Annotated in this window: 32 protein-coding genes and 1 tRNA gene; 20 read left to right on the top strand and 13 right to left on the bottom strand. The window is 60.6% G+C overall.

Annotation, left to right across the window (positions count from 1 at the left end):
* The first annotated feature begins 98 nt into the window (after nucleotides 1-98).
* Nucleotides 99-698, top strand: coding sequence for a cupin domain-containing protein (locus tag D1223_RS09510; protein ID WP_158588445.1), 600 nt, complete (start codon nucleotides 99-101; stop codon nucleotides 696-698).
* A 4-nt stretch (nucleotides 699-702) separates the two neighbouring features.
* Here the strand turns inward: D1223_RS09510 and map are convergent, their stop codons facing one another.
* Nucleotides 703-1524: a type I methionyl aminopeptidase gene (gene map, locus D1223_RS09515; RefSeq protein ID WP_119376240.1), complete on the bottom strand. Its 822-nt coding sequence runs from the start codon at nucleotides 1522-1524 to the stop codon at nucleotides 703-705.
* 187 nt (nucleotides 1525-1711) lie between these two features.
* Here map and D1223_RS09520 point away from each other — a divergent pair, with 187 nt between their 5' ends.
* From D1223_RS09520 to D1223_RS09535, 4 genes are all read left to right on the top strand, one after another.
* Nucleotides 1712-2563: a TauD/TfdA dioxygenase family protein gene (locus D1223_RS09520; protein WP_119376211.1), complete on the top strand. Its 852-nt coding sequence runs from the start codon at nucleotides 1712-1714 to the stop codon at nucleotides 2561-2563.
* 94 nt (nucleotides 2564-2657) lie between these two features.
* A complete protein-coding gene (locus D1223_RS09525) occupies nucleotides 2658-4031 on the top strand; it encodes a serine hydrolase domain-containing protein (RefSeq protein ID WP_158588446.1) in 1374 nt (457 codons plus the stop codon).
* 99 nt (nucleotides 4032-4130) lie between these two features.
* Nucleotides 4131-4898: a competence/damage-inducible protein A gene (locus D1223_RS09530; RefSeq protein ID WP_119376213.1), complete on the top strand. Its 768-nt coding sequence runs from the start codon at nucleotides 4131-4133 to the stop codon at nucleotides 4896-4898.
* Complete coding sequence (locus tag D1223_RS09535) at nucleotides 4895-5404, top strand: hypothetical protein (RefSeq protein ID WP_147372762.1); 510 nt, start codon at nucleotides 4895-4897, stop codon at nucleotides 5402-5404. Before D1223_RS09530 ends, D1223_RS09535 begins: the two co-directional genes overlap by 4 nt.
* Here the strand turns inward: D1223_RS09535 and D1223_RS09540 are convergent.
* Nucleotides 5376-7076, bottom strand: a complete 1701-nt coding sequence (locus D1223_RS09540) for an FAD-dependent oxidoreductase (RefSeq protein ID WP_119376215.1) — start codon at nucleotides 7074-7076, stop codon at nucleotides 5376-5378. The genes D1223_RS09535 and D1223_RS09540 overlap by 29 nt on opposite strands.
* Before the next feature lie 78 nt (nucleotides 7077-7154).
* Between D1223_RS09540 and D1223_RS09545 the strand changes: the two genes are divergently transcribed.
* From D1223_RS09545 to D1223_RS09560, 4 genes are all read left to right on the top strand, one after another.
* Nucleotides 7155-7928 (top strand): enoyl-CoA hydratase, encoded by a 774-nt coding sequence (locus D1223_RS09545; protein ID WP_119376216.1) that lies wholly within the window; start codon nucleotides 7155-7157, stop codon nucleotides 7926-7928.
* A 90-nt stretch (nucleotides 7929-8018) separates the two neighbouring features.
* Nucleotides 8019-8381 (top strand): hypothetical protein, encoded by a 363-nt coding sequence (locus D1223_RS09550; protein WP_119376217.1) that lies wholly within the window; start codon nucleotides 8019-8021, stop codon nucleotides 8379-8381.
* A 75-nt stretch (nucleotides 8382-8456) separates the two neighbouring features.
* Complete coding sequence (locus D1223_RS09555; RefSeq protein WP_119376218.1) at nucleotides 8457-9668, top strand: acetyl-CoA C-acetyltransferase; 1212 nt, start codon at nucleotides 8457-8459, stop codon at nucleotides 9666-9668.
* Nucleotides 9669-9737: 69 nt separating this feature from the next.
* Nucleotides 9738-9824 (top strand) — tRNA-Leu (locus tag D1223_RS09560).
* A gap of 28 nt (nucleotides 9825-9852) precedes the next feature.
* Here the strand turns inward: D1223_RS09560 and D1223_RS09565 are convergent.
* The 4 genes from D1223_RS09565 to D1223_RS09580 all read right to left on the bottom strand — a co-directional run bounded on the left by D1223_RS09565 (nucleotide 9853) and on the right by D1223_RS09580 (nucleotide 11780).
* Nucleotides 9853-10179, bottom strand: coding sequence for a hypothetical protein (locus tag D1223_RS09565; RefSeq protein WP_119376219.1), 327 nt, complete (start codon nucleotides 10177-10179; stop codon nucleotides 9853-9855).
* A 123-nt stretch (nucleotides 10180-10302) separates the two neighbouring features.
* Nucleotides 10303-10959, bottom strand: a complete 657-nt coding sequence (locus D1223_RS09570) for a hypothetical protein (RefSeq protein WP_119376220.1) — start codon at nucleotides 10957-10959, stop codon at nucleotides 10303-10305.
* A 69-nt stretch (nucleotides 10960-11028) separates the two neighbouring features.
* The gene (locus D1223_RS09575) at nucleotides 11029-11427 is read right to left on the bottom strand and encodes a hypothetical protein (protein ID WP_119376221.1); all 399 of its coding nucleotides are present in this window, start codon (nucleotides 11425-11427) and stop codon (nucleotides 11029-11031) included.
* A gap of 8 nt (nucleotides 11428-11435) precedes the next feature.
* Nucleotides 11436-11780: a DUF883 C-terminal domain-containing protein gene (locus D1223_RS09580; protein ID WP_119376222.1), complete on the bottom strand. Its 345-nt coding sequence runs from the start codon at nucleotides 11778-11780 to the stop codon at nucleotides 11436-11438.
* 238 nt (nucleotides 11781-12018) lie between these two features.
* Here D1223_RS09580 and D1223_RS09585 point away from each other — a divergent pair, with 238 nt between their 5' ends.
* Complete coding sequence (locus tag D1223_RS09585) at nucleotides 12019-12471, top strand: hypothetical protein (protein WP_147372764.1); 453 nt, start codon at nucleotides 12019-12021, stop codon at nucleotides 12469-12471.
* A gap of 26 nt (nucleotides 12472-12497) precedes the next feature.
* Here D1223_RS09585 and D1223_RS09590 read toward each other — a convergent pair whose 3' ends face one another.
* Entirely contained in the window at nucleotides 12498-13289 is a 792-nt protein-coding gene (locus D1223_RS09590; protein WP_119376224.1) for a response regulator, read from the bottom strand.
* Between the two features lie 142 nt (nucleotides 13290-13431).
* On the opposite strand from D1223_RS09590, the gene D1223_RS18735 reads away from it, so the two are divergent.
* The 3 genes from D1223_RS18735 to D1223_RS09600 are packed head-to-tail and all read left to right on the top strand — an operon-like array spanning nucleotide 13432 to nucleotide 15936.
* Nucleotides 13432-13626 (top strand): NepR family anti-sigma factor, encoded by a 195-nt coding sequence (locus D1223_RS18735; RefSeq protein WP_147372766.1) that lies wholly within the window; start codon nucleotides 13432-13434, stop codon nucleotides 13624-13626.
* Between the two features lie 8 nt (nucleotides 13627-13634).
* Complete coding sequence (locus tag D1223_RS09595) at nucleotides 13635-14243, top strand: sigma-70 family RNA polymerase sigma factor (protein WP_119376225.1); 609 nt, start codon at nucleotides 13635-13637, stop codon at nucleotides 14241-14243.
* Nucleotides 14215-15936, top strand: coding sequence for a sensor histidine kinase (locus D1223_RS09600; protein WP_119376226.1), 1722 nt, complete (start codon nucleotides 14215-14217; stop codon nucleotides 15934-15936). The genes D1223_RS09595 and D1223_RS09600 overlap by 29 nt, the downstream gene beginning before the upstream one ends.
* On the opposite strand, the gene D1223_RS09605 is transcribed toward D1223_RS09600, so the two are convergent.
* From D1223_RS09605 to D1223_RS09615, 3 genes are read right to left on the bottom strand one after another with little or no spacing between them, the layout of a single operon-like run.
* Nucleotides 15933-16757 (bottom strand): metallophosphoesterase family protein, encoded by an 825-nt coding sequence (locus D1223_RS09605; RefSeq protein WP_119376227.1) that lies wholly within the window; start codon nucleotides 16755-16757, stop codon nucleotides 15933-15935. The two genes, D1223_RS09600 and D1223_RS09605, sit on opposite strands and share 4 nt — an antisense overlap.
* Nucleotides 16754-17611, bottom strand: a complete 858-nt coding sequence (locus D1223_RS09610; RefSeq protein WP_158586601.1) for a diacylglycerol/lipid kinase family protein — start codon at nucleotides 17609-17611, stop codon at nucleotides 16754-16756. Before D1223_RS09610 ends, D1223_RS09605 begins: the two co-directional genes overlap by 4 nt.
* Nucleotides 17608-17874: a DUF7218 family protein gene (locus D1223_RS09615; RefSeq protein ID WP_119376229.1), complete on the bottom strand. Its 267-nt coding sequence runs from the start codon at nucleotides 17872-17874 to the stop codon at nucleotides 17608-17610. Before D1223_RS09615 ends, D1223_RS09610 begins: the two co-directional genes overlap by 4 nt.
* A 104-nt stretch (nucleotides 17875-17978) precedes the next feature.
* Between D1223_RS09615 and D1223_RS09620 the strand changes: the two genes are divergently transcribed.
* Complete coding sequence (locus D1223_RS09620; protein ID WP_147372768.1) at nucleotides 17979-18233, top strand: hypothetical protein; 255 nt, start codon at nucleotides 17979-17981, stop codon at nucleotides 18231-18233.
* A gap of 121 nt (nucleotides 18234-18354) precedes the next feature.
* On the opposite strand, the gene D1223_RS09625 is transcribed toward D1223_RS09620, so the two are convergent.
* On the bottom strand, nucleotides 18355-18495 hold the full coding sequence (locus D1223_RS09625) for an entericidin A/B family lipoprotein (RefSeq protein WP_119376241.1): 141 nt from the start codon (nucleotides 18493-18495) through the stop codon (nucleotides 18355-18357).
* 151 nt (nucleotides 18496-18646) lie between these two features.
* Here D1223_RS09625 and D1223_RS09630 point away from each other — a divergent pair, with 151 nt between their 5' ends.
* From D1223_RS09630 to nusG, 5 genes are all read left to right on the top strand, one after another.
* A complete protein-coding gene (locus tag D1223_RS09630) occupies nucleotides 18647-18820 on the top strand; it encodes a DUF1328 domain-containing protein (protein WP_119376242.1) in 174 nt (57 codons plus the stop codon).
* 77 nt (nucleotides 18821-18897) lie between these two features.
* A complete protein-coding gene (locus D1223_RS09635) occupies nucleotides 18898-19092 on the top strand; it encodes a YqaE/Pmp3 family membrane protein (RefSeq protein WP_119376231.1) in 195 nt (64 codons plus the stop codon).
* A 136-nt stretch (nucleotides 19093-19228) separates the two neighbouring features.
* Entirely contained in the window at nucleotides 19229-20107 is an 879-nt protein-coding gene (locus D1223_RS09640) for an SMP-30/gluconolactonase/LRE family protein (protein ID WP_119376232.1), read from the top strand.
* Nucleotides 20108-20239: 132 nt separating this feature from the next.
* The gene (gene secE / locus D1223_RS09645; protein WP_119376233.1) at nucleotides 20240-20455 is read left to right on the top strand and encodes a preprotein translocase subunit SecE; all 216 of its coding nucleotides are present in this window, start codon (nucleotides 20240-20242) and stop codon (nucleotides 20453-20455) included.
* A 23-nt stretch (nucleotides 20456-20478) separates the two neighbouring features.
* Nucleotides 20479-21024 carry a transcription termination/antitermination protein NusG gene (gene nusG, locus D1223_RS09650; protein ID WP_119376234.1) on the top strand — a complete coding sequence of 182 codons (546 nt, stop codon included), beginning with the start codon at nucleotides 20479-20481 and terminating at the stop codon, nucleotides 21022-21024.
* A gap of 98 nt (nucleotides 21025-21122) precedes the next feature.
* Here nusG and pgi read toward each other — a convergent pair whose 3' ends face one another.
* Together pgi and pgl are read right to left on the bottom strand one after the other, a co-directional pair.
* On the bottom strand, nucleotides 21123-22670 hold the full coding sequence (gene pgi, locus D1223_RS09655) for a glucose-6-phosphate isomerase (RefSeq protein ID WP_119376235.1): 1548 nt from the start codon (nucleotides 22668-22670) through the stop codon (nucleotides 21123-21125).
* 26 nt (nucleotides 22671-22696) lie between these two features.
* Nucleotides 22697-23401, bottom strand: coding sequence for a 6-phosphogluconolactonase (pgl, locus tag D1223_RS09660; RefSeq protein ID WP_119376236.1), 705 nt, complete (start codon nucleotides 23399-23401; stop codon nucleotides 22697-22699).
* Nucleotides 23402-23599: 198 nt separating this feature from the next.
* On the opposite strand from pgl, the gene tuf reads away from it, so the two are divergent.
* Nucleotides 23600-24790: an elongation factor Tu gene (gene tuf, locus D1223_RS09665; protein ID WP_119376170.1), complete on the top strand. Its 1191-nt coding sequence runs from the start codon at nucleotides 23600-23602 to the stop codon at nucleotides 24788-24790.
* The last annotated feature ends 88 nt before the right edge of the window (nucleotides 24791-24878 follow it).

Raw genomic sequence — 24878 nt, forward strand, 5'->3', positions numbered from 1 at the left:
TTCCTTTTATGTTCCGAATGGGGTGGTCGCGTCAAGCTTGCGCGAAGCAGGGCTTTGTGAAAACTGGCGCGCACGGAAAATGGAGTGGAGGGACAACAATGTCGACAAAATGGTTTCTTGCCGCGGCTGCATTGGCGGCGACGGGGGCGTGCGCGCATGCACATGAACACGAAGGGGTGGCTGAAGTTGCCGACCATCCGGACAAGCTGGTCCGCGCTGAAACGGGTGAGAGCGTCGAGAATCCGTTCCACCCCATCCGCCTGTTGCTCTCAAGTGAGGAGTCGGCCGGGGCGGTGACGATCTACGAATTTATCCTTCCGCCGGGCAGCCCGGGCTCGCCGCCGCACACCCATACCCATGAAGACGAATACTTCTACGTCACATCCGGCACTCTGGACGTTCTGTCCAATGGAGAAGTGCTGCGCCTCAACCCCGGTGACTTTGCGGCCCTCAACCGCGGCCATGCGCACATGTTCTGGAATGGTTCAGATGGCGAAACCGAACTGGTCATGATGACGACGGGCAGTTCGTTCGAAGCCTTCATGGAAAGTGTCAGCCCGCGTCTTGCGGAGGCGAAGCCGGAGTCTGCTGAAGCGGTAGGAGCCGTCATCGGCCAGCTTGCCGCCGAACACGGGATCACGATTTCCATGGAAATGATGCCGGAGGAAGCTGCGCCCTACTACGCGCCGCCCGAGTAGCCGGTCAGAGCTTCACCGTATGCGGCGTGTGCCAGCCTTTGGGTGAGGTGGTGAACACTTCAACGCCGTCCTTGGTGACGCCGACCGAATGCTCATACTGGGCAGAGAGCTGGCGATCGCGCGTTACGGCCGTCCAGCCATCCGGCAGGATCGCCGCATCCTTGCGGCCGATGTTCAGCATCGGCTCGATCGTGAAGAACATGCCGGGCTTCAGTTCCGGCCCGGTTCCGGCGCGCGCGGAGTGCACGACATTCGGCTCGTCATGAAAAAGTTGCCCGAGGCCGTGGCCGCAGAAGTCCTCGACCACGGACAGGCGGTTCTTGGCTGCGATGGCCGAAATGGCTGCGCCAATGTCGCCGAAACGATTACCGGGTTTCACGGCCGCGATCCCGGCCATCAGCGCTTCGTAGGTTACGTCCATCAGCCGCTCGGCTTTGCGCTTTGGCTGGCCGGCCGCATACATGCGCGAATGGTCGCCATGCCATCCATCCAGAATCAGCGTGACGTCGATATTGGCGATGTCGCCATCCTTCAGCGGGCGATCGCCCGGTATGCCGTGGCAGATGACGTGGTTGAGCGAGATGCATGAGGCGTGGCGGTAGCCGCGATAGCCGATCGTGGCAGACTGGGCACCATGGTCGAGGACAAATTCCCGGATCAGATCGTCCAGATGGGCGGTCGTCACGCCGGGTTTTACCTCAGGCACGAGCATGTCGAGGCATTCGGCGACAAGCTTGCCAGCCCGGCGCATGCCCTCAAATCCTTCCTCATCGTGGATCCGGATTTCTCCGGTCCGCATAGGCATCATGAGTTCAGCTTCAGTCATGTCGGTCTGGTCCGGGCTTGGTGGGATAGGCATCGCCTTTGATTACGCAATGAATATGGCAGTGTTCGGGTTCGGATTCCACACCCGCAACTGACTCGTGCCTCTAGCGCTCTGGCGCCAGCCTTCCCGAATGGCGCGATTGGGCATAAGCTCGCATAAAAGACAAGAACAAATGGGAGGAAATCAGATGAATGTCCATGTTGGCGCTGAAGCGTTTGCGCGCTTTGAAGCAAGGCCGCTGACACCGCGGATCGGCGCCGTCTTGCATGGGGTGGATCTGAGCGAGGCGCTTGATGACGCTCTGATCGCCGACATCCGGGCAGCGCTGCTAAAATACAAGGTCGTTTTCTTTCGCGACCAGCAGATCACGGCGGAGCAGCATATCGAGTTTGCCCGCTGCTTCGGGGAGCTGGAAATCCATCCGGCAACACCGAAGGACCAGGAAAACCCGGAGATCCTGCGCATCACTCACAATGCGAACAATAAGGGGCAGGAGAACGCCTGGCATTCCGATGTGACCTGGCGCGAACAGCCGTCACTCGGCTCCATCCTGCGCGCCATAGATTTACCGGCCGTCGGCGGCGACACGCTTTTCTCGGATATGGTGGCAGCCTATGAGGGCCTGTCGGAAAAGATGAAGGATTTCTGCTGCGGGCTGACAGCGGTGCACGATATCGCCCGCGTATTCGCCCGGCGGCTGGGCAAAGACCCGAAAGAGCTGCACGCGAAGTATCCGCCAATGGAGCATCCGGTCATCCGCACCCATCCGGAAACCGGTGAGCGGTTGATCTATGTGAACACGGCTTTCACCAGTCACATCAAGGAGTTGTCACAAAAGGAGAGCGACTGGCTGCTTGAGCATCTCTACGCCCAGGCCGCCATTCCGGAGTATCAGTGCCGCTTCCGCTGGGCACCGGGCTCCATGGCGTTTTGGGACAATCGCGCCTGCCAGCACTATGCCGCCAGCGACTACTGGCCGGATGTGCGCGTGATGGAGCGTGTGACGATTGCAGGCGACCGGCCTTACTTCGAGCCCTGACGGGCTCTCATTTCAAATCTTCGGCAAAGTGCTTGCGGCCTTGGAGGGTGTGCTTCACGATTACCGCAATGACATAATGTCCGGGGAGGCTTCAATGATCAGACGATCGGGCGCGATGGCGGCCGCCATTGCGGTGCTGGCCGCTTGCGCAGGCTGTGTTACAGGTTCAGGCGCAAGCGCGGTATCGGCTGACTGGCCGGTTCTCGAGGCTGGCGAGTCGGCAGCATTCAGTGATGAGGGGCTGGAAGCCCTGGCAGAAAAGATGCGGGCCTATGTCGATGAGGGCCACGTCATTGGCATGCAGACCCTGCTCGTGAAAGATGGTGCGGTTGCGCACTATCAGGCTTATGGCCTGCGCCAGGTTGAGCCGGAAGCACCCGTCACGGACGACACGATCTTCCGGATCTACTCCATGTCGAAACCGATCACGGGCGTCGCGCTGATGCAGCTCTATGAGCTCGATTACTTCGAGCTGGACGACCCGGTAGCCGAGTTCATTCCGGAATTCGCCGATCTCATGGTGCTGCAAGACGAGACTGAGGACGGCATTCCAGTTTTGGTCGAACCCGATCATTCACCGACGATGAAGGAACTGCTGACCCACACTGCAGGCTTTGCCTACGGACTTGGCGGGGCTGACTACGCCAATCGGCAATTCCGGGAACAGAAAGTGCTTACCTCGCCGGACATGGAGACGATGATCGACAAGGTCGCCGCCATTCCGCTCCTGAAACAGCCGGGCAACGAATGGTACTATTCCGTTGCCGTCGATATCCAGGGCTACCTGGTTGAGCACTTCTCGGGCATGCGTTTCGACGACTATCTCAAGGCAAACGTGTTTGGCCCGCTCGGTATGGAAGACACCGATTTCATCGTGCCGGATGAGAAGCGCTCCCGTTTGAGCGACCTGATGGCTTATTCCGAAGAGGAAGAACGGTTCGTGCCGAATGCGTTCCCGCCGGATTTCCTCGGTTTCGAGCTTCGCGAGGAGACGGTTGGTTTCCCGTCTGGCGGTGCTGGCCTAGCATCGACGATTTCGGACTATGCGCGCTTCTGCCAGATGATGCTGGATGGTGGTTCGTTAGGCGATGTCCAGATCATCTCTCCGGAGACGGTCGCGCTCATGACCCGCAACCACCTTCCGGAGGGCACGGGCGTGACCTTCTCGGGTACAACCGCGCTTGAAGAGGCGATGCATGATTTCGGCTTCGATTTCGGTGTCATTACCGATCCGGAAGCGATGAATGCCACTGTCGGGCCCGGCACCTATTACTGGGGTGGAGCTGCCGGCACCTGGTTCTGGATCGACCCCGCCAACGACCTTTTCTTCATCGGAATGGTGCAGCGCTTTGGCGCACTGCCCGGCGAGCCAGCCGACTTTCGCGGCGAGTCTCAAAGGCTGGTTTACGAAGCGCTGCTTCCTGCGGGAGAAGGGGTGATCCAGACGGCAGTGGCATCGGCAGATTGAAGGGCACATGATGCTCCAGGGAAACGCCGACCGCAGCAAAACCTGCCGGTTGCATATCTTGTACTGGCTGTCGGATCATGGCGGCGCTAGAGATAGGCCATGAGCACACCGACAGCCGCAATCTGCCTGATAGGCGATGAACTCCTTTCCGGTCGCACGCGCGACATCAACGTCCAGCATATTGCCGGATTTCTCGGGCCTTATGGCATCCCGGTGGAAGAAGTCCGGATCGTGCCTGATGTGCAGGCGCGCATCGTCGAGGCAGTGAATGCCCTGCGAGAGCGCTACACCTACGTCTTCACGACGGGGGGGATCGGGCCGACGCATGACGATATCACCGCTGACGCCATCGCTGCGGCGTTCGGTGTGGGGATCGGCAAGCATCCTGACGTCATGGCGATGCTGCAGGCCAGATATGACGAGATCGGTACCGAATTTACCGAAGCGCGCCAGCGTATGGCGCGAATCCCGGACGGCGCTAGCCTGATCGAGAACCCTGTCTCTGGCGCACCGGGTTTCCAGACTGGCAATGTCTTTACGCTGGCCGGCGTGCCTTCGATCGTGCAGGGCATGCTGCAGGATATTGGCCACCGCCTCGAGCGCGGCGTGCCGGTGCGGAGCCTGACGGTGCGGTCGGCCGGCCTTCGCGAAGGCGATGTGGCCGAGAAGCTGTCACGTCTCAATGAGGAGCTGGAAGGGGTCAGTCTCGGCTCATACCCATGGTTCCGCTCTGTGACAGACCACGGCGTTGCGCTGATCGCCCGCTCGACGGATGAGGCGAAGCTCAGGGAAGCGGGAGAAAAACTGGTTGCCCTGGTCAGCGGCGTCGGCCGCGAAAGCGAAGTCATCGAGGGAGAGGCAAGTTGAGTGCATTGCTCAGGTGGCTGACCTCTGTCCCGGCCATCATAACAAGTTTTGTACTGATGGTGCTGATCGGCCTCAGTTTCGCGCCGGTGCAGGCGCTGATCGACGGACCGCTGCTCGACATGATCGCAACCGGTGAGGCGGCTCGGGTTCGCCTGGAGGAGATGTCTGCCGTCCAGAAAACCGCGCACTTCTGGGCAAGCGTACTCAATGATACCGCGTATCCGATCGCCTATGGCGCTTTTTTTGCCGGCCTGGCGGGACGGTTCGTGCCCGCGCGCTATCGCGGGTGGGCTATGCTCCCAGCGCTCGCAGCGGCAGTTGTGGATCTCTTCGAAAATACAGTGCAGGCGCTTGCATTGTCTGGCAGCGCAGACCTGCTGGATCTGAAAAATGTGCTGACACCACTTAAGTTCGGATTTTTGGTGCTTGCCGCACTGCTGGCGCTCAGCCTGTCCCTGTTGGCGCTGATACGCTGGATCATGCGCCGCGCGGCAAAGGATCGCTAACGGCTCCCAGTTCCGCGATGGCGCGGTGGATGTCACTCACGACCACTGAGCCTTCGCCGACGCTCGAGGCGACCCGCTTGACCGAACCGATCCGGACATCGCCCACTGCGTAGACCCGGGGCCAGCTCGTCTCATAGCGGGTGGGCATGCGATCAAGCGACCAGCCTGCGCGCACAAGGTCGATATTGGCAAGATCCGGCCCGGTTTTCACGAAGCCCTTCTCATCGCAGCTCATATGCTCTGGCAGCCAGCTGGTGAACGGTGCCGCGCCGATGAACAGGAACACGAAGGGAATCTCGACGCGCCTGCTGTCTCCAGTGGCCTTGCTGTGAAAGGTGGTTGCGATCAGCCTGTCGTCTTCGGGCGCCGCGCCGTCGAGCCCATGCAGGGCTTCGATCTCGGACGACGGATGGAGATGGATATTCGGCGTTTCTTCCAGGCGCCGGACAAGATACTCCGACATGGTTTCGCGGATGTCTGCGCGCCGGTAGAGCAGGTGCACGGTCCTGGCCGTTTGGCTCAGGAAGACGGCGCCCTGGCCGGCGGAGTTGCCAGCCCCGACGATTGCAACATCCTGGCCGCCACAAAGCTGTGCTTCCATCGGCGTCGCGCCGTAATAGACCCCGCGTCCCTCAAAGCGAGACAGGTTCGGAATCGGTAGCTGGCGGTACTGCGCGCCGGTCGCAATCACGACTGCGCGTGCGCAGATGTTCCGCCCGTCCTCCAGACCTATGCAATAGATCTCGCCATTCCTGTCGAGCGATATCGCTTTTACCGGCGCGGCAATGCGGGCGCCGAATTTCTGGGCCTGAATTGATGCGCGCGCGGCGAGCTCACGTCCGGACACGCCCATCGGGAAGCCTAGGTAATTCTCGATTTTGGAAGACGTGCCCGCCTGACCGCCCGGGGCGTCGGTATCGAGGGTGATCACGCTGAGACCTTCGGAGGCCGCATAAACCGACGCAGCCAGGCCCGCTGGTCCGGCGCCGACCACAATGACATCGACTGTTTCTCCATCAGGCAGCAGGTCGAGGCCAAACGCCTCAGACAGCTCCGACATGCTCGGCCGGGACAGGATCCGCGAGCGCCCCCTGATGACGACGGGGAGCGAGTCGTTGGTGATTTCCCGGGCTTCCATGATCGGCTTGGCCAGCGCATCGGTGGCTGGGTCTAGCCATAGGTGCGGCACCATATGCTTCGACAGAAGGTCCCGGGCGGCGAACACGTCGCGGTCATGCGCATCACCAATGACGATGACAGACCCATGCGCGGCCTCGTGGGCGAAGGCCCGGCGCGCCGTGAGTGTGCGTACGAAGACGTCGGAGATCGCCGAATTCTCGACAAGAAGCCGCTGGAAGTCAGCATGCGCAATATGCAGGACGTCGCCTTCCTCGCCCATCTCGACGCGTGAAAGCGAGGCCTGACCCGTCAGCACCGTGATATCGCCCGCAAACTGCCCGCGCTCCATCCAGCCCATCCGTCGTTCGCCTTCCGGCGTCGAGATGAAGATGTTGGTGTGCCCGGAGAGCGTAACCAGGCAATCGCAACGAGACTCTCCCTCTTCGATGAGCAGGTCGCCCGCCTTGTGGTGGCGGACCTCGCCATAGGCCGACAACTGGTCGAGTTGTGCGTCGTCGAAAGTGTAATTCACATCGGCTGGGGGTTTGGTCATCGATTGCCTATTGGAGATGGGATAGGGAGCAGTCTAAGTCTTGCCCGAAGAAATTAGTCATGCTGCCGGAGAAAAACCATGTCCGACCCAATTGTCCTCGTCGAAAAGGACGGTCCTGTCGCCGTCGTCACCCTGAACCGCCCGGATGCACTGAATGCGCTCAGCCGGGACTTGCGCCGCGAGATCGTGAAAACCTTTGAGGCGCTGTCGAAGGATGATGATGTCCGGGCCGTCGTACTCACCGGGTCAGGGCGGGCCTTCACCGCCGGGATCGACCTCAAGGAGGCTGGCCAGACCGGTTTCGCGCTCGGTGCCGATGGCGGCGAAATCGACCTCGGCAAGGCGCTGGCGGGCTTCCAGTGGCCGATCATCGGGGCGATCAATGGCTTTGCCATCACGGGCGGTTTTGAACTGGCGCTGATGTGCGACGTGCTGCTGGCGTCAGAGAATGCGAAGTTCGCGGATACGCATGCGCGTGTTGGTATCATGCCGGGCTGGGGGCTGAGCCAGCGCCTGTCGCGCCTGATCGGCATCAGCCGGGCGAAGGAGCTGTCGCTGACCGGCAATTTCCTGGATGCCCAGACGGCCGAGCGCTGGGGTCTGGTGAACCGCGTCTACAAGGCTGATGAATTGCTGCCTGCCGCCATCCAGATGGGACACGACATGGCCAGCTGTCAGCCAGACATGCTGCGGAAGTACAAGAAGGTCATCGACGACGGATTCGCCATCAGCTTCGGCGAGGCGATGAAGATGGAAGTTGAGCGGTCGAAGGCGCACGCCGCCGGCGTCACAGCCGATAGCGTGGAAGAGGCGCGCAAGGCTGTGACCGAACGCGGGCGCGGCCAGAATTAGAACTTCTTCATGAACGGTTATTCAGGAAGTCCAGAACACCTGGCGTGATACGGTCGGGGCTACTTGCGTAGAAAACCAAGGAGCCCCCCCATGCCGTTCGCCAAGCCTCTTGCGACTGTCGCCCTTCCCACTGCACTGGCGCTTTCTGCCGCCGGCCAGATCGCAACCAGTAACGAAAAAGGCGCGACGGGGGCTTACAGCTCCGACGTTGAATCCTCTTTCACATCGGAGGGCCGGTTCGGGCCGCGCACGGCAATCGACGATCTGCGCGCTCATGTCGACCGCGACCGCGAGCAGATCGAGCGTGTGCGCCAGCAGCAGCTTCAGGTAACTGCGCCGCCGCCACCAGAGAAAATTGAGCCGTTTCTGCCGGGTTCGGCAGAGAATACCGAAGCCTCCGCCCGCAATAAGCCTGCAGCCGCTTCAGAAGAAGGCGAGCCCGACGCGAGCTAGTTGCGACGTCTTCGCTCTTGCCACGGCGCTGAAACTCCAGTGTAACGCACCCCAAAACCTAAGGGAGTGCCATTCATGAGAGACGTCGTTATCTGTTCCCCGCTTCGCACGGCCGTTGGTGGTTTCGGAGGCAGTTTCAAGGACGTCCAGGCGCACGACCTCGCCTCGCATGTCCTGCGGGCGTTGATGGACAAGACACAGATCCCTGCTGAAGCGGTTGAGGATTGCGTGTTTGCGCAATGCTATCCCACAATGGAAGCGCCAGCCTTCGGACGGATGGTCGCGCTTGATGCCGGCCTGACGATCGAGACGGCCGGTCTCCAGATTGACCGGCGCTGCGGTTCGGGCCTGCAGGCGGTCATCTACGCCATCATGCAAGTCGGGACTGGTGCCAGCGATGTGATGATTGCGGGCGGAGCAGAGAGCATGTCGAATGCCCCATTCTTCTCCAACCATATGCGCTGGCAGATCAAGGGCGACGGGCTGATGATGTACGATGCCTTGACCCGCGGCCGCTACACCGCCGGCGGCAAGAACTACCCCGTCCCCGGTGGCATGATCGAAACGGCGGAAAATCTGCGCCGCGAATACCAGATCACGCGCGAAGCCCAGGACGAGTTTGCTTACAACTCTCACCAGAAAGCGGCCGCTGCCCAGGCGTCCGGCAAGTTCGACCAGGAAATCGTCCCCTACACGATCAAGGGCCGGAAAGGCGATACGGTCGTGACGAAGGATGAGCATATCCGCGCCGATTCCACGCTCGAGAAACTCTCCAGCCTGCGGGCGATCCAGGGTCGCACCGACCCGGAGGCAACGGTTACGGCAGGCAATGCCTCCGGCCAGAATGACGGCGCAGCAGCCTGCATCGTCTGTACCCGAGAGGCGGCAGACAAATATGGCCTGAAACCCCTGGCGCGTCTCGTGTCATGGTCCGTCGCCGGTGTCGGCCCGGCCGTCATGGGGATCGGTCCCGTCCCGTCTTCGCAGAAGGCGATGGACCGTGCCGGGCTCAAGATTTCCGACATCGATGTCATCGAACTCAACGAAGCGTTTGCAGCTCAGGTCCTGGCCTGCACGAAAGCGCTCGGTTTCGAGGATGGCGACTATGACCGGCTGAATCCGAACGGTTCCGGTATTTCACTCGGCCACCCGGTCGGCTGTACCGGCGTTCGTATCCTGACCACCATGCTCAACGAGATGGACCGGCGTGAAGCCCGCTATGGGCTGGAAACCATGTGTATCGGGGGTGGGCAGGGGCTGGCCGCCATCTTCGAGCGCGTCGCCTAGCGGGCGCTGGCGCTTTTCCTTGCGGCTTGCCCTGATCTTGTTATGAGGCGAATGGCTGCGAAGCTGTTGGCGGGCGTGGCGAAATTGGTAAACGCAAGGGACTTAAAATCCCTCGGCCGTATGGCCTTGCCGGTTCAAGCCCGGCCGCCCGCACCATGCTGCACACAAGCCGATATCTGACGCATCAGGAGCTACGGGTGTCCTCTGCATCGTCGCGGCGGGCGATGGCGTCTTCTACCTCGCCCTTGCATTCAGGGATGGTACGCAGCGAAGCTTCTTCGAGAATGATCGCGGAATGGACGTCGCCGCCGTCGTCAGAGACCGGCAGCGCAAATTGCCCCGTCTGGTATCCAAAGTCGGATTCCACCGGGATGAAAGGCAGTCCGAGCTCGCAAGCCTGCACCACTGTTTCGTGCTCTGCCGACGTCAGTTTCATGGAGTCCGCCTGCGCCACGCCTGTTGTGAGGGCGGCGAGGATCAATGCGGAGAAGGAAAGTCTGGAAACGGCCATTCTGACGCTCCCTTTGCTGCTGAATTCACAACAGAAAACGGGGGCCTGCGGGATTCGTTCCCGCGCCGAATCAAAAATCTTAAAAGTGGTTAACGCGGCGTTGGCGGATCCAGGTCGCCGGGATCAGGCCGTTCGGACGAGGATGAAGGCAAAGACTGAATAGAGTGCGGACAGCACGATGAATTTCGACGCGGCCGCCAGGATGAAGGGCCGCAGGTCATGCCAACTGGTTTCCCGGGCGATCCCGGCGACCTCCCTGGCGATTTCTTGAGTCATGTCATCCATCTTGTGGCCGCCAAGCGCCATCATGATCTTCGTCGTGCGGCCGGTCTCCATGCCCTTTGCCTCCGCGAGGACCTGCTCGAAGACGGTCGCAGCGACAACCTCGCTGACAGCCTTGCGCGGGCGCCAGCCATAGTCGTGCAGTTTCGACACGACGAAACGCGCGCTCGGAAACGTGACAATCACATCGCGAATGAGGAAGATCACGATCAGCACGATCACCGCGATCGAAAATATGGTGTGGTTGTATAGGTCGAGCCGGTAGCCAAGCCATGCCGCCATCAGCATCATGGCCTTCACGAACACGGTCGTGACGAAGGTCGCGATGCTTTCGCGGAGATATTCTTCCGCATGCCCGCGAATGCGATGCCGCGCATCCTTCGCGGCCTGCTCGATGATCGACTTCTTTTTCTTGTTGATCGCGCCAGAGATCGCCTTGCGGCCCACGGTCACGCCAGTGGTCAGCGCAGACACGACAAGCAGGGCGGCCCTTAGCATGAGGCGACATCCTCAATTCGGCAGGGCAGGAAGTATCCGGTCTGGTTCTCAGGTTCAGGCATCTGCCTGTTAGATCATTTCATCAATGAGCTTTTGCAAGCCTTTAGCGGTCTGATCCGGATGACGGACGATCAGGTAACCGGCCGCCATCGCCAGGGTGGCCGCGCTGATAGGGCGGCGTTCCACGAGAGAGGCGACGGTGTCGAATGGCAGGTCTGCAAGGAAATCGGCTGTCACATTCTCAAAATCTTCAATTTCCTCCTCGGTCCGCTCGCGAGGCCTGAGAAAGACCACGACGCAGACAAGCGATATCGCCGTGAGCATGCTCGCAACGGCAAAGGTTGCCCAAAAAAGCCCGATCAGCGGGGCGAGCGCTATGACAGCGGCAATCGTGAACGCCGAAAGGCCGGCGAAGCCGAAAAAGGCCGCGCCGGCACCGGCCACGAGACGAAGTTTTGTGGTGTCCATCCGCCAGCCTATTTGCGGCGAAGGGCAGCAAGCAGGACGCCCGTACCGAAGGCAATGCCAACGGCAGCGAGGGGATTTTCCCGGACCTTGTTTTCAACGTAGTCTTTGCCCGTCCGGGCCTTTTCACTGGCTTCGGCGGCATATTTGCGGCCGCTTTCAAGGCCTTTGTCGATCTCGGCGGTTGAACGGCCTTTGACATATGTCGTCGAGTTTCCGGCAAGCGACTGCAGGTCCTCGCGAAGCTTGGCGATGTCGTCCTTGATGGCCTCGACGTCGTTGGCCGCGGCCTTGGCGGCATCGTCCGTCAGGTCCTTGTTCGTTCCATTTGTTCGGGTTGCTGCTTTCGTAGCCATGATTGTTGTCTCCTGAAATCCTAGTGATCCTGTGTAGAAGTAACGGCGGCCGGGCGGGCGTGTTCCATCACCGCCCGATGAATCTTCGGCGATGGTCCCGGTGCGAGTCCTGAGCTTGCGTGTGTTTCAGCCGCCTGTTCGAAGCGCTCGGCTGCAAAAAAGCTCTCTCAGCTTGATCCAGGTTAGAGCTGAAGGTGAAACACCTCGCTATGGTTGTGTGAGGTTTGGAGAATTACACGTGCGCTCGATGACCCCCTCATCAGCCGAGCGCGAGCCGCTCCTGAGACGACTCCGGCGGATCGGATTGATCCTTACGGGGGACCAGAAGCTCGCAGACGGAATCCTCAGCGATGCGTTCGTCCGCGCACGCGGCGCCATCCGGCATGCCGACGACATTGATGAAATGGATGTCTTCAAGCTGGGTTTCGATGCGTTCGAGGATGCCCTTCACAGGAAGGGCGCCGTCATCGTATTGCATCGCGCAGGCCGCGGCGACGGCTCGCTCGGCGATCGCGTTAGCCGTTTGACCTACGTCGAGCGCGTCGCCGTTTCATTGCTGGTGGTCGAGAAGCTGTCGCTCCGAGCCAGTGCCATCCTTTCGGGACGCCCGATCTCTGTTCTTGAGAACGCGCTGACCGACGCCCTGCCAAAGCTGGACGGTGATTTCGTTCAAGGCGAGGGACGGCCCTGAATTCGGACCGGGCCAACGCCGCCGCATCAAGCGGCGGCGACCGATTTTTCCGATGGATGGAAGAACAGGGCCTGGCCGATCGCGGCCTTGACGGTATTCTCCTGGAACGGCTTCGGGATCAGGTAGGTCGGTTCCGGACGCTCACCTGTCAGCAAGCGTTCCGGGAACGCGGTGATAAAGATAACGGGCACGTCGATTTCCTTGAGGATATCGTGCGCGGCATCGATACCTGACGAATTGTCAGCCAGCTGGATGTCGCAGAGCACCAGTCCCGGGGGATTGGCCTTTGCCATGGCAACAGCTTCCGAATGCGTGGTCGCGTTTCCGGTGACTTCGTGACCAAGTTCTTCAACGAGGCTTTCAAGGTCTGCGGCAATAATCGGCTCATCCTCAATGATCAGCACTTTTGTCTTGAGGGTCGATTCAATGTCGCGATGCGCTTGCGCGATAAGAGACTCGACCTCTTCGACGGTCGTGTCGAGGATCGTCGCCGCCTCACTCAGCTGAAAGCCTTCGAGCGCGGTCAGCAGGAACGCCTGACGCTCGATCGGAGCAAGGGATTGCAGTCGGGCATCCGGCGAAACCGTGCCATCGTCCATCTTTTCAAGCCGTGCGCCGGTGGTGCCCCAGATCGCATGGAAGAAGCGGTACAAGGCCTGACGGGGAGGCAGATCTTCACTGACCTGGCCTGGATCTTCTGCCAGCGCTGTCAGGGATGCCCTGATATAGGAGTCACCACTTTCCTGACTGCCCGTCAGGGCGCGCGCGTAACGGCGCAGGTAAGGAAGATGCGGACCAAATTTTTCGACGAGACTCATCGCTACCCTCGTAATTGTCTTCACACCAATAACTTGTCTCCTGACATTTGGTTGCAAGGGTGTGCAGTTTTTTTTTGGCAGGATGGAACTTTCGTGTCGGTGGGCGCTTTAATGGGCTGTACGACGACAAATCCAGGGATCCATGAGTTATCGAGCACAGAATATGGGTAGTAAGGAAGTCAAGCCGGACGCCGAGGCAGATCGGTCGCGCCGCGTACGTCAAAAGCGCATCGGTGATCAACTCCGGCGGCTTTATGATGACGTGACAAGCGAGCCCGTTCCCGACGAGTTTCTCAACTTGCTTGAGCAGGCCGACAAATCCAGCGAAAAGAAATAGAGACTGATTTGACCAAGCCGACACTTGATGATCAGGCGTTCAAGGCTGAACTCTCTGATCTCATTCCCCATCTCCGCGCTTTTGCGCGCAGCTTATGCGGTAACGCAACAGCGGCCGACGACCTCGCTCAGGAGGCGATGCTGAAGGCCTGGAAGGCGAGAGAGAGCTATCAAGCCGGCACCAATCTGAAAGCCTGGACGTTCACAATCCTGCGCAATCTCTTCTATTCGGAAAAGCGCCGCAGCTGGCGCCGCCAACAGCTTGACCCGGAAGTTGCAGAAGCAACACTCGTCGCCAGCGACAATACGTCTTCGGCGCTGGACCTTCTGGCATTGCGAAATGCTCTGGGTGTACTACCCGAAGACCAGCGCGAGGCACTTGTCCTCGTCGGCGCCGGCGGATTGTCCTATGAGGAAACTGCTGAAATCTGCGGCTGTGCAGTCGGCACGATCAAGAGCCGCGTCAGCCGGGCCCGCAAGGCACTGGTTGAAATCATCGACAGCAATCAGGCAAGGTTCTCTGGTGACTCGGAGCTCAGTGCGTCCGAGGCTTTTGAAGACATCATGAGACAGGCGGACGAGCTCTCGCGTGACATCCCGGCAGACGCCAACAACTGACGAGAAGTCGAAGCGGGGTTCGCTCCGGCTGCGTCTTCTGTTTACGATCGCAGCAGCGCTGACGCCGATCCTGATCTTTGCTGGCTTCAGATCGTATCTCAATGCTCAGGACAGCATGGCTGAGCGGCGCAATCAGCTGATTGAAATCGCTGACCGCGCCATCGACGAGATCGAACAAGTCCTGTCGACGGTCGACACGCTCGAACAGATCTACCTCCCTGACCTTGCGCGCGGTGAATGCAGCGCGGTCTATGAAACGCTGGCGCCGCGCATTCCACAGCTTTCGAATATTGTTGCCTTCGATGCCGGTGGCAAAGTCACCTGTTCGGCCGTCGGCCAATCCTCCGGCACAGTTGCCCAGCCGTCCGCTTTCGCCGAACTCAAGGCTGGCAAGCCATCTGTAAGAACGGATGCGTTTTTCGGTCCGCGCAGCCAGGCATGGCTTTTTTCAGTGCTACGCCGGATTGATGACGAGAATGGCGAGTTCGCCGGCGCGGTGGCTTTTCCGCTCAGGACGGACGAGCTGGTGCGAACCATCCGCTTGACGAACCTTCCGGAAGATGTCGAGCTTGCCATTTCCGATGGCGACGGGCAGGTCTTCGGCAGCGCCCGCATCGTTGCGGTCAACGAAGACTGGATCGAGCAGTCGACAGGCGATCCGGATGGCGTCCTTTTCGTGACACCGACGCGCCAGTTCGGGTCACTCGATGTCGTTGTGCGATCGATTGTGGATGACCGCATGTATGCGATCATTTCCCGCCCTTCGCCGGGCCTTTTCAGTGAGTTTTCGCTACAGCCTATCGAGTCCGTCGGTATCCCGTTGCTGTCTTTTTCTCTCGCCCTGCTAGCCGCATGGCTGGCGGTTGACGGCTTGGTGCTGAAATGGCTGGCCCGCCTGCGACGCCTGGCGCTGATCTATGGCGAGGGTCACTACAATTTCCGCATCGGCAATGAGTTTGAGAACGCGCCGGACGAGATTGCCGATTTCGCGCACAGCTTCGATCGCATGGCAAACCGGATTTCGGAGCGCGATGCGTCGCTTCGCGCCGCCATCACGACGCGCGACGCGGCCGTGAAGGAAATCCACCACCGGGTGAAGAACAATCTTCAGATTGTTGCGAGCTTCCTGAATCTGCAGCGTCGGCAGGTCAAGGATAGCGCAGCGCGGGAAGTCATCTCCGCAGCCCGGCACAGGATCGACGCGCTCTCGATCGTCCACCAGACGCTTTACCAGCATGAACGGCTGGAAACTGTCCACATGCAGCCCTTCCTGGAAGCACTCCTGTCCCACTTGGCCGGAGCGCTCGGCATGGATGAAACCGGTGTGCGAATTGACAGCGAGATCGCCGAGATCGACCGGCCAGCGGATGACGCGATCCCGATAGCGCTTTTCATTCTCGAAGCCGTCACCAATGCGACGAAGTATGCTTTCAGCGGCCATGGCGGTGTCATCACGATCCGCCTCTATGAAGACGCAGACGAGATCGTACTCGATGTGATCGACGATGGTGACGGTGTTGATCTGGACGCGTCAGCGGACAATGGATCCACGGGGCTCGGGTCGCGGCTCATGACCGCTTTCGCCAAGCAGCTTCGAGGCTCGATCAAGACGAGTTCCAAGCCAGGGGAGGGGTTCCGTGTCGAGCTGAGAATGCCGGCGCTTCCTCCCGAGAAGAAAGAAACGAACTTCTAGTCCGATTGCGCCGTGACCCTGACATGGGACTCAGGCTGACCGAAATGCGGGGCCAGCGTATGTGGTTTGGCCGGGACGAAGCGATCACCGTGCAGGTTGTGAACGGTCACGCGGCAAGCGTCCGCGGCCAGGTCGATAACGTTGAAACTGGCCGGATGTTCGCGCAGCCGCGTTGAAAGCGTTCCGGACGAGACGGCAACGTAAGCGTCGTCCTTGTGGTCCACGACGGTCACAGAAGGGGCATGGACGTGTCCGGTCAGCAGAAAGCCCACCTTGCTTTGCGTCAGCCGGCGGCTGGCGCGCCTGCCTCGCTTGGTGGCTGTTCGTAGCGGTGCATCCGGCGGTGAGAGGAAAGGGTGGTGGCAGATAAGGAACGAGGTCTTGCCAGCCATCTCCGGAGCATGGGCGTCGGCAATCGCCGATTCCAGATCTTCCAGATTGACGGATCCTTCCGCCCAGTTGCTGCGCGTCTGCCAGCCGCGGGCTGTGTTCATGCCAACAAGGATGGCGCTATCCAGTTCGACCGGGCCGGACAGGTCGGCGAAATAATCGTCATGCCGGTCAAATGGCGAGACCACACGCTCATACAGGTTCAGGAGCGGAGTATCGTGATTGCCTGCAACCACGAGCTTCGGCAGGTCGAAACGGTCCAGCCAGTCACGCGCCGCGCGAAATTCCGAGCGCTTGCCGCGTTGGGTGAGGTCGCCGCAAATGGCGAGAGCACTCGCGCCAAGCTCCGAAATCGATTCCTCGAAGGCCTCGAGCGCGACGGGATTCTCCGTTCCAAAGTGGATATCAGCTATCTGGACGATGCGTGTCATTCATACCCGGCAGATATGGCGCGACCTGCTTTCGCAATACGGTGAAACTCCGTGCCTGACTTAAGTCGCGCAGGTTCCCCGTCCAATGTAAGACGCAGGTCGTAGCCCTTGGAGTCCTCAAGCCGGATGCGAGGTGCTTTCAGCGTGGTAACGCCATTCGCCTCTCTCCAGTCGGAAATGAGCGCACCAATGCCAGCCGATGCCAGCTCGAGCGTGTTGTCGGGGTTGATGAAAGCAAATTCGAACTCGCTGTCGCGCTGCGTGCCTACAAATATTGCGGCGGCGGTCGCAACCCCGGACGCCTCCGCGCCTTGGGCATCCTTCATTTTGAACTGCATCGCGTGCGTGAAGTCCAGGACATCTGCACCGGCCAGCCTTTCCACTGCTTCGAACACCCGCCCGCCGCGAAGCGCCTCGCGCGGGCCAGCGAGATCTGTCAGCTTGCCTGCCATGGCTGCGACGTAGAAGCGCCGATCGCCTGCACAGCCAGCTGGAACATCGATTTGCTGTCCTTGTTTCAGGCTTTTCTCCAGACACTCTCGCCAGTCCAGGGCATCGCCGTGAATCTGTTTGTGGAAGAGGTTCATCGTACCGCCCGGCAGCGGCAGGATCGGCGGACCATCGGCGCCCGCGCGTTCAAGAGCGCAGGCGACGGTGCCGTCCCCACTCCAGACGATCACAGCGTCCGGGCGGGTGTCGTAGCATTCGTCGATCGGCTGGCAGATATCCTCCTGGTCGAGAAGCTGGAACTCGGCGGACTCCCCAAGCTCTTCCAGTGCGTGGCGCAATTGGCTTTCCGCGTCGGCTGGAACACTGCCGGACCGTGGATTGATCAGGACCGCCAGGCGACTCATCGGCTGTCCCGGAGTGCTGAAATCAGCTCGCTCTTGTTCATCTTCGAACGTCCATTGATATCCAGTTCCGCAGCCCGGTCGTAAAGCTCGTCGCGGGTCCATTCTTCATATGGTGGATGCTTGCCGCCTTTGCGTCCGGGATGCATGGACGGATTTGCCTCGGCGTTGGCGATACGCGCTGCCGTGCCTTTGGAGTACCCCTCCTCGCGGAGCGCGTCATATACATCGTCATCCTTGATCGAGGGGCCATGTTTGCTGCCCATGAAACAGCCTTTCGAGATTAACCTAGATGCAGACTTTAACGCCGCCACAGAAAAACCGTTCCGACGCCGGGAACTTGCCGCCGACTGGAGCGTATAAGATCGGCATGGCTCAGAGGTTAACCCATCTTAAGCGTCACTACGTCCCGGCGGTTGGGCCGCTCGGGGACCTTGAACGCAGCTTCCGCCGGCTTGGCGGCATGTCCAGGCTGGACGTGGTCTTTTCGATGGTGAGCGTGGCCTGCGTGGCGATCTGGACCTGCCTCCATATTGGCAAGCGCAAGGCCGTCAGGGCATCAATAAAACCCGCCGTCTACCTTCTGACCTATATCCCGTCCGAAAAGCCAACGGAAACCGCCTGAACCCAGGCGGTACGTCAGGAGCCACGCCGCCCACGGCCCAGCTTGGCTTACGCTCAAACAAAAAAGTGCGGCCTTCCAACAGGAAGACCGCACATCGTGTCTACTAGCCTGGCTGAATGCCTCAGGAGGCGTCTTCAGCAGCCTGGTCGATTGCGTCACCGGTGGCTTCGACGTCTTCGCCGGCACCTTCAATCGTGTTGCAGGCAGCGGCCATCAGAGCGAGCAGTCCGAGACCAGCGACGAGGAACGGGTTCTTCTTCATGGGGAAGTCCTTTCTTGGTGAATAGTGCTGCTTGAACGAAGCCGCCCCGGCAAATGTTCCAAGAATATTTTCGGGAACCCGAAAGACCATGTGGCCGTTTACCAAGCATCGGCGAAAGGCCGACTCATACATACCTCAGAAGGAGTTTATCATGCTTGGTTGGGCACTTACCTTTTTCATTCTTGCAGTCATCGCTGCCGTCTTCGGCTTCGGCGGTATCGCTGGCGCTTCTGCCAGTATCGCGCAGATCCTGTTCTTCGTCTTCCTCGCACTTCTCGTGCTGAGCTTCGTGGCGAGAGCTGTGCGCGGCCGAAGCGTATTGTAGGCCAGCGACGCACATCGTTTCAGACTGGGGCGGCGGTCGAAAGGGCGCCGCCCCATTTCAATTCAATGGAGATAGACATGGCGACTTCCGATACAGCGCCCGCTTCGGGCAGCATACTTGTTATCCTTCTCTCGATCCTCCTGCCGCCGCTCGGTGTGGCGTTTTCGCGCGGGATCGGGACGCAATTCCTCATCAACATCCTGCTGACCATCCTCGGTTATGTGCCGGGTCTGGTGCATGCCGTCTGGCTTGCGGCGCGCCCGGCGCCCTAGTGCGGGCTGATCGCTTCGCCCCAAGATGTGCGAGCGCAGGAAATTTCATCAATTGATGACGAAATCGACTTAGGGCAAAAGCCGGTCCGCAGAGGACCGGCTTTTACTGTCGGGCATCGCGCCTTATGGAGTGTGGATGAGCCTTTACGAGCCACAGTGCGTTGCGCCAACAAGTTGCCTCTTGGGCCAGAGCCCCGTTTGGAGCCCGAGCGAGGGTCTGCTCTGGTGGGTCGACCCCAAGCGCGCCAAGCTTCACCGCTACAACCCGAAGACCACCAATGCCCGGCGATACGACCTGCCGCTCAAGGCCAGTGTCATAACCCTTTCGCAAGGCGAATTGCTGATGGCCGGGGATCTCGAGCTTGGCTTCTTCGACCCGTCGACGGAAGAGTATACGCGCCTCATCACACTGGAGGGGGAGCCGGAGGGCAACAAGATCAACTGCGGCGGCGTGGCGCCCGACAACAGCTTCTGGTTTGCCACCATGGATGGCGACGAGGCTGATGCGAAGAGCGCCTGGTACCGGCTCGCCCCGGACCGGGCGATCGAACCGCTGAATGCGCCGCGCGTAATTATCCCGTCTTCTGTGTGCTTTTCGCCGGATGGGCAGACTTTCTATACCTGCGACGTCACCGAGCAGGAGATCATGGCCTTCGACCATGAAGATACGCGAGCCTTGTCAAACCGGCGTGTTTTCGCGACGACGAGCGCCGGGGCGGGCTATCCCGATGGATCGGCCATTGATGAAGAGGGCTGCCTCTGGAATGCCGAGTGGGATGGCAGCCGCCTGGTGCGCTACCGGCCGGACGGGGCCGTTGATCGGATCGTCAAGCTGCCTACCTCGCGTCCGACCGGCTGCTGCTTCGGCGGCAAGGACCTGAAAACCCTTTATGTGACCACCGCCCGGACCGGGCTGACGGCCTGGCAGATGGACGCCCAGCCCTTTGCGGGCAGCCTGTTTGCGCTGCAGGTCGAAACGCCGGGCCTTGCCGGCCGGGAATGGTCAGGCCACTGATGCTGCGCGATAAACTGCTTGTTGCCCGGACTTCCTGCACCCACATGACTTCACATTGAGACCAATGCGGAGTATGGCGTTGCCGGATAGGGCTAAGGCCGATACACACCCCCGACTTTCAGGAATCGTTTGATGGCCGATAAGGACAAGAAAAAAAGCGTGGACCCGGTGACGTTTGTACGTCAGGTCGAGGCAGAAGGCCGCAAGGTCACCTGGACCTCGCCGAGCGAGACTATACAGGCGACGATCATGGTCGTGATCATGTCGATCCTTGTCGCGCTTTTCCTGTTCATGGCTGACCAGATCATCGGCGTGCTGATCCGCATGCTCACCGGTCTGGGCGCATAAAATATTCAAGGAGTGCCACGCACATGGCCGAGGCCAAATGGTATATCGTTCACGCTTATTCGAACTTCGAAAAGAAGGTCGCCCAGGCCATCCGCGATCAGGCTGACCTGAAGAACCTGTCCGGACTGATCGAAGAGATCGAAGTCCCGACTGAAGAGGTTGTCGAAGTCGTCCGCGGCAAGAAGAAGACCGTGGAAAAGCGCTACTTTCCCGGCTACGTGCTGCTGAAGGCCGAGCTGACGGACGATGTTTACCACCTTGTGCGCGACACGCCGAAAGTTTCAGGCTTTCTTGGTGCCGAAGGCGGCAAGCGTCCGCTGCCGGTCCCGCAGCGCGAGGTTGACCGCATTCTCGGTACCGCTGACGAGCCGGCATCCGAGCGCGCCCGTCCGCAAGTCTCCTTCGAGATCGGTGAGCAGGTCCGGGTCAATGAAGGCGCTTTCCAGGGCTTCGAAGGCGGCGTCGAGGAAATCGACGAAGCCAATGGCCGCCTGAAAGTGTCTGTTTCAATTTTTGGCCGCGCCACGCCGGTCGATCTCGACTTCACGCAGGTCGACAAGATCAGTTAAGGCCCGCTGCGAGGCTCGCCATCCCAACAGGAAACCCGGCCATGAGCGTGGCCGGGTTTTTTTAGTTGCTGGCCCGGCGCAGCGGGCGGCTAATTCATCTAGTCGTTGAGGTGGGCAATCAGCGAAGCGGTTACGGGATCGTCGGCCTTTTCGCCGCCGGAAAGGGCAGTCTTGAGGCGGCCGGCCATGGTCTTGCCGCGTTCTACGCCCCACTGGTCGAAGCTGTTCACGCCCCAAAGGATGCCCGCAAGGTATGTTCGGTGCTCGAACAGTGCGATCAGGCTGCCGAGCCGGTAGGGATCCAGCGATGGGGCATGCAGGAAGGTCGACGGACGACCACCGGCATGAACCTTTTGCGCGGCGATCTCGATCGGTAGCTCCGGCTCTTCGGCGCGTACTTCTTCGAGGGTGCGGCCATTGGCCAGCACTTCAGCCTGTGCAAGCGCATGCGCCGTCAGGCCGGTGACCCCTTCGGCATCATCTGTTGCGCCCGGCGCCAATACGAACTCCGTCGGCATGATGGCCGGGCTCTGGTGGAGCCATTGATGGTAGGAATGCTGGCCAATCGTGCCTTCGCCGCCCCAGAGAAGCGGAGCGGTTTCCATCCCGACGGATTCGCCGTCTGGTCCCACAGATTTGCCGTTTGATTCCATTTCCAGCTGCTGCAGGTACGCCGGTAGCAGTTTCAGCCGCCGTGAATAGGCAAGCAGCGCTCGCGCCCCGAACCCCATGAAAGAGCTGTTCCAATAGTCGAGTAGCGCGAGGCGGATGGCGAGGTTTTCGCCCACTGGCGCTGTCTGGACATGCGCGTCCATGTCGGCTGCGCCAGCACGGAACGCATCCATGACATCGGATTCCAGGGCGATCGAGCAGGCGACCGAGCCGGCCGACCAGATCGAGAAACGTCCGCCAACTGTTTCAGGAAGGTCGAGAATGGTGCCGTCATCGGTGCCCAGCCAGGCTATCGCACGCGGCGGATTGGCCGTAACCAGGACGAAGTGATGGGCCCACTTGTCGCCGACCGCCGCTTTCACCCACGCGCGCGCCCGCGACAGGTTGTAGAGCGTCTCCTCCGTGCCGAATGATTTGGACACGCCGACAATCAGCGTGCGCGTTGGATCGAGGCCCTCCAGCGCGAGGTCGAGATCCAGCGGATCGAGATTGGCGCAATAGCGCAGCTCCAGCTTAGGCAGCCGCTGGTCATGGAACGCGTCGGCGACGAGACGCGGGCCGAAATCTGACCCGCCAATGCCGATATGGACAACGGCCGAGAAGGGTTTGCCGGAAGGTGTGGTCGCATGACCGTCGGCGATCCTGGCGGCGAAGGCGTCGGCAGTCTTCACCGAATCCCGAACCGCGCTGGCCGCCTCGAAGGCCGGCGCTTTTGCGCGCAGCGCCCAGTGCAGTGCCGCGCGGCCCTCAGACGGGTTCACCGTCTCGCCCGCGAACAGCCTCTCGATTGCTCCGCCCAAATCCTTTTCTGCCGCCGCCTTTGCCAGTTCGGTTTCGGCGGCCTCATCGAGGTAATGTCTCGACAGGTCAGCCTGCCAGCCGGGCGCGCTGACCATGGCTTTGCCGGCCCGGGCTTTCACAAGGGTTTTGAAGGATTCGGCTTTCAGCCGGTCTGCATGGTGCTTGAGTGACATTGAATGGCCTGCTTTTGGAACGTGTGTCAGGAACGGTAGAAGACCGTCAGGGCCTTGCCGGCGGCGCGGCGCATCAGGGAAACAGGATGCTCGGGATTGGCGGCCTCGAAGACGGATTTCTTCTTGTCCCCCGACATCAGGAGCAGGATGTTCCGCGCCCTGCCTACGACGGGATAAGTGAGCGTCATGCGCTCGGTGATTTCACCGGTCACTTTCGACTTTGGCGCGTCGATGGCGGCGACTGAGAGCATATTGCCCGGATCTGTGGCCGCGCCGAGCCCTTTGGCGTTGGCAAACCAGGACAAGGTGTGGCCGTCCTCACCCATGCCGAGCACCAGGACGTCGATGACGCTGGCCGCCTCGCCATAGGTGCGCTCGAGCGCTGCTTCAGCGCCGAATGCGCTGTTGTCCTCGGTCTTCATGGGCAGGAAGGTCGCCGCTTCGGCCTTGTCTTTCAGCAAGGTCCGGCGGACGAGCGCCGCATTGGACGCTTCATGGGTTTCATCGACCCAGCGCTCATCAGCCAGTCCGATCGTCACGTGTTCCCAATCGAGGTTCAGCCCGGAAAGTGCTTCGTAAATTGGGCCCGGCGTGGAGCCGCCGGAGCAGAAGAGGGTGGCCTTTCCGCGCCGGGACAGGGCATCCTCAAGGCGGGCTTCAATCCAGTCTGCGGCTTCGGTCTCGAAGGTCTCCTTCGTGCCGAAAGCGTGAAATTCTGCTGCACTTGTCATGAGGTTGCAGGGACACGCGGCAGTGCCTGCTGTCAAGTGCGAGGCGGGCTCTTGTGCGTGCGAATTGCGATGGACGCTTGAAAGCACGCGCGCGCGTGTGTATGTCGCCCGCTTCAACGGGAATCAAAGGCCCGCTGTATGGGAAACCCAAGAACTGTCCGGCGGGCCGGACTGCAAACAGTTAAGAGGAAGCCATAAATGGCCAAGGCAAAGTTTGAGCGCAACAAGCCTCACGTGAACATTGGTACGATTGGGCACGTGGACCACGGCAAGACGACGCTGACGGCGGCGATCACGATGACGCTGGCGGAAGTTTATGGTGGTGCGGCGAAGTCCTATGCGGACATCGACAACGCGCCTGAAGAGAAGGCCCGCGGGATCACGATCAACACCGCGCACGTGGAATACGAGACCGACAAGCGCCACTATGCGCACGTCGACTGCCCCGGCCACGCGGACTATGTGAAGAACATGATCACGGGTGCGGCGCAGATGGACGGCGCGATCCTGGTTGTGAACGCAGCTGACGGCCCGATGCCGCAGACGCGCGAGCACATCCTGCTGGCCCGCCAGGTTGGCGTTCCGGCGCTGGTCGTGTTCCTGAACAAGGTCGACCAGGTCGATGACGAGGAGCTGCTCGAGCTGGTCGAGATGGAAGTTCGCGAACTTCTGTCCTCGTATGACTTCCCGGGCGACGACATTCCGATCATTGCCGGTTCGGCGCTGGCGGCTGTCGAAGGCCGTGACGAAGAGATCGGCAAGAAGAAGATCCTCGAGCTGATGGAAGCGGTCGACGAGTACATCCCGACCCCTGAGCGTCCGCTGGACAAGCCGTTCCTGATGCCGGTCGAGGACGTGTTCTCGATCTCCGGTCGCGGTACGGTTGTGACCGGCCGTGTCGAGACGGGCGTCATCAAGGTTGGCGAGGAAGTCGAGATCGTCGGCATCCGCCCGACGCAGAAGACGACGGTGACCGGTGTGGAGATGTTCCGCAAGCTGCTCGACCAGGGCCAGGCTGGCGACAACATTGGCGCGCTGATCCGCGGTATCGACCGTGAGGGTGTTGAGCGCGGCCAGGTTCTCTGCAAGCCGGGCTCGATCACGCCGCACGCGAAGTTCGAGGCCGAGGCCTACATCCTGACGAAGGAAGAGGGTGGCCGTCACACGCCGTTCTTCACGAACTATCGTCCGCAATTCTACTTCCGGACCACGGACGTGACGGGTGTTGTCACGCTTCCGGCGGACAAGGAAATGGTCCTGCCGGGCGACAACGTCAAAATGGACGTCGAGCTGATCACGCCGATCGCGATGGACCAGGGCCTGCGCTTTGCTATCCGCGAAGGCGGCCGCACCGTCGGCGCCGGCGTCGTCTCGGCGGTCAAGGAATAAGCATCGGACAGGTGCTTGTCGCCCCGCAAGGGGCTGACACAAGACATCAAGGGCCGTTCCTCCGGGAGCGGCCCTTTTTTGTTGAAGG

Source organism: Henriciella mobilis, assembly GCF_003576285.1.
Classification (GTDB): domain Bacteria; phylum Pseudomonadota; class Alphaproteobacteria; order Caulobacterales; family Hyphomonadaceae; genus Henriciella; species Henriciella mobilis.

Coding starts and splice junctions, on each gene's coding strand:
- D1223_RS09510 (WP_158588445.1), top strand. CDS start 99: ATGTCGACAAAATGGTTTCTTGCCGCGGCTGCATTGGCGGCGACGGGG.
- map (WP_119376240.1), bottom strand. CDS start 1,524: ATGACTGAAGCTGAACTCATGATGCCTATGCGGACCGGAGAAATCCGG.
- D1223_RS09520 (WP_119376211.1), top strand. CDS start 1,712: ATGAATGTCCATGTTGGCGCTGAAGCGTTTGCGCGCTTTGAAGCAAGG.
- D1223_RS09525 (WP_158588446.1), top strand. CDS start 2,658: ATGATCAGACGATCGGGCGCGATGGCGGCCGCCATTGCGGTGCTGGCC.
- D1223_RS09530 (WP_119376213.1), top strand. CDS start 4,131: ATGAGCACACCGACAGCCGCAATCTGCCTGATAGGCGATGAACTCCTT.
- D1223_RS09540 (WP_119376215.1), bottom strand. CDS start 7,076: ATGACCAAACCCCCAGCCGATGTGAATTACACTTTCGACGACGCACAA.
- D1223_RS09545 (WP_119376216.1), top strand. CDS start 7,155: ATGTCCGACCCAATTGTCCTCGTCGAAAAGGACGGTCCTGTCGCCGTC.
- D1223_RS09550 (WP_119376217.1), top strand. CDS start 8,019: ATGCCGTTCGCCAAGCCTCTTGCGACTGTCGCCCTTCCCACTGCACTG.
- D1223_RS09555 (WP_119376218.1), top strand. CDS start 8,457: ATGAGAGACGTCGTTATCTGTTCCCCGCTTCGCACGGCCGTTGGTGGT.
- D1223_RS09565 (WP_119376219.1), bottom strand. CDS start 10,179: ATGGCCGTTTCCAGACTTTCCTTCTCCGCATTGATCCTCGCCGCCCTC.
- D1223_RS09570 (WP_119376220.1), bottom strand. CDS start 10,959: ATGCTAAGGGCCGCCCTGCTTGTCGTGTCTGCGCTGACCACTGGCGTG.
- D1223_RS09575 (WP_119376221.1), bottom strand. CDS start 11,427: ATGGACACCACAAAACTTCGTCTCGTGGCCGGTGCCGGCGCGGCCTTT.
- D1223_RS09580 (WP_119376222.1), bottom strand. CDS start 11,780: ATGGCTACGAAAGCAGCAACCCGAACAAATGGAACGAACAAGGACCTG.
- D1223_RS09590 (WP_119376224.1), bottom strand. CDS start 13,289: ATGAGTCTCGTCGAAAAATTTGGTCCGCATCTTCCTTACCTGCGCCGT.
- D1223_RS18735 (WP_147372766.1), top strand. CDS start 13,432: ATGAGTTATCGAGCACAGAATATGGGTAGTAAGGAAGTCAAGCCGGAC.
- D1223_RS09605 (WP_119376227.1), bottom strand. CDS start 16,757: ATGACACGCATCGTCCAGATAGCTGATATCCACTTTGGAACGGAGAAT.
- D1223_RS09610 (WP_158586601.1), bottom strand. CDS start 17,611: ATGAGTCGCCTGGCGGTCCTGATCAATCCACGGTCCGGCAGTGTTCCA.
- D1223_RS09615 (WP_119376229.1), bottom strand. CDS start 17,874: ATGGGCAGCAAACATGGCCCCTCGATCAAGGATGACGATGTATATGAC.
- D1223_RS09620 (WP_147372768.1), top strand. CDS start 17,979: ATGGCTCAGAGGTTAACCCATCTTAAGCGTCACTACGTCCCGGCGGTT.
- D1223_RS09625 (WP_119376241.1), bottom strand. CDS start 18,495: ATGAAGAAGAACCCGTTCCTCGTCGCTGGTCTCGGACTGCTCGCTCTG.
- D1223_RS09630 (WP_119376242.1), top strand. CDS start 18,647: ATGCTTGGTTGGGCACTTACCTTTTTCATTCTTGCAGTCATCGCTGCC.
- D1223_RS09635 (WP_119376231.1), top strand. CDS start 18,898: ATGGCGACTTCCGATACAGCGCCCGCTTCGGGCAGCATACTTGTTATC.
- D1223_RS09640 (WP_119376232.1), top strand. CDS start 19,229: ATGAGCCTTTACGAGCCACAGTGCGTTGCGCCAACAAGTTGCCTCTTG.
- secE (WP_119376233.1), top strand. CDS start 20,240: ATGGCCGATAAGGACAAGAAAAAAAGCGTGGACCCGGTGACGTTTGTA.
- nusG (WP_119376234.1), top strand. CDS start 20,479: ATGGCCGAGGCCAAATGGTATATCGTTCACGCTTATTCGAACTTCGAA.
- pgi (WP_119376235.1), bottom strand. CDS start 22,670: ATGTCACTCAAGCACCATGCAGACCGGCTGAAAGCCGAATCCTTCAAA.
- pgl (WP_119376236.1), bottom strand. CDS start 23,401: ATGACAAGTGCAGCAGAATTTCACGCTTTCGGCACGAAGGAGACCTTC.
- tuf (WP_119376170.1), top strand. CDS start 23,600: ATGGCCAAGGCAAAGTTTGAGCGCAACAAGCCTCACGTGAACATTGGT.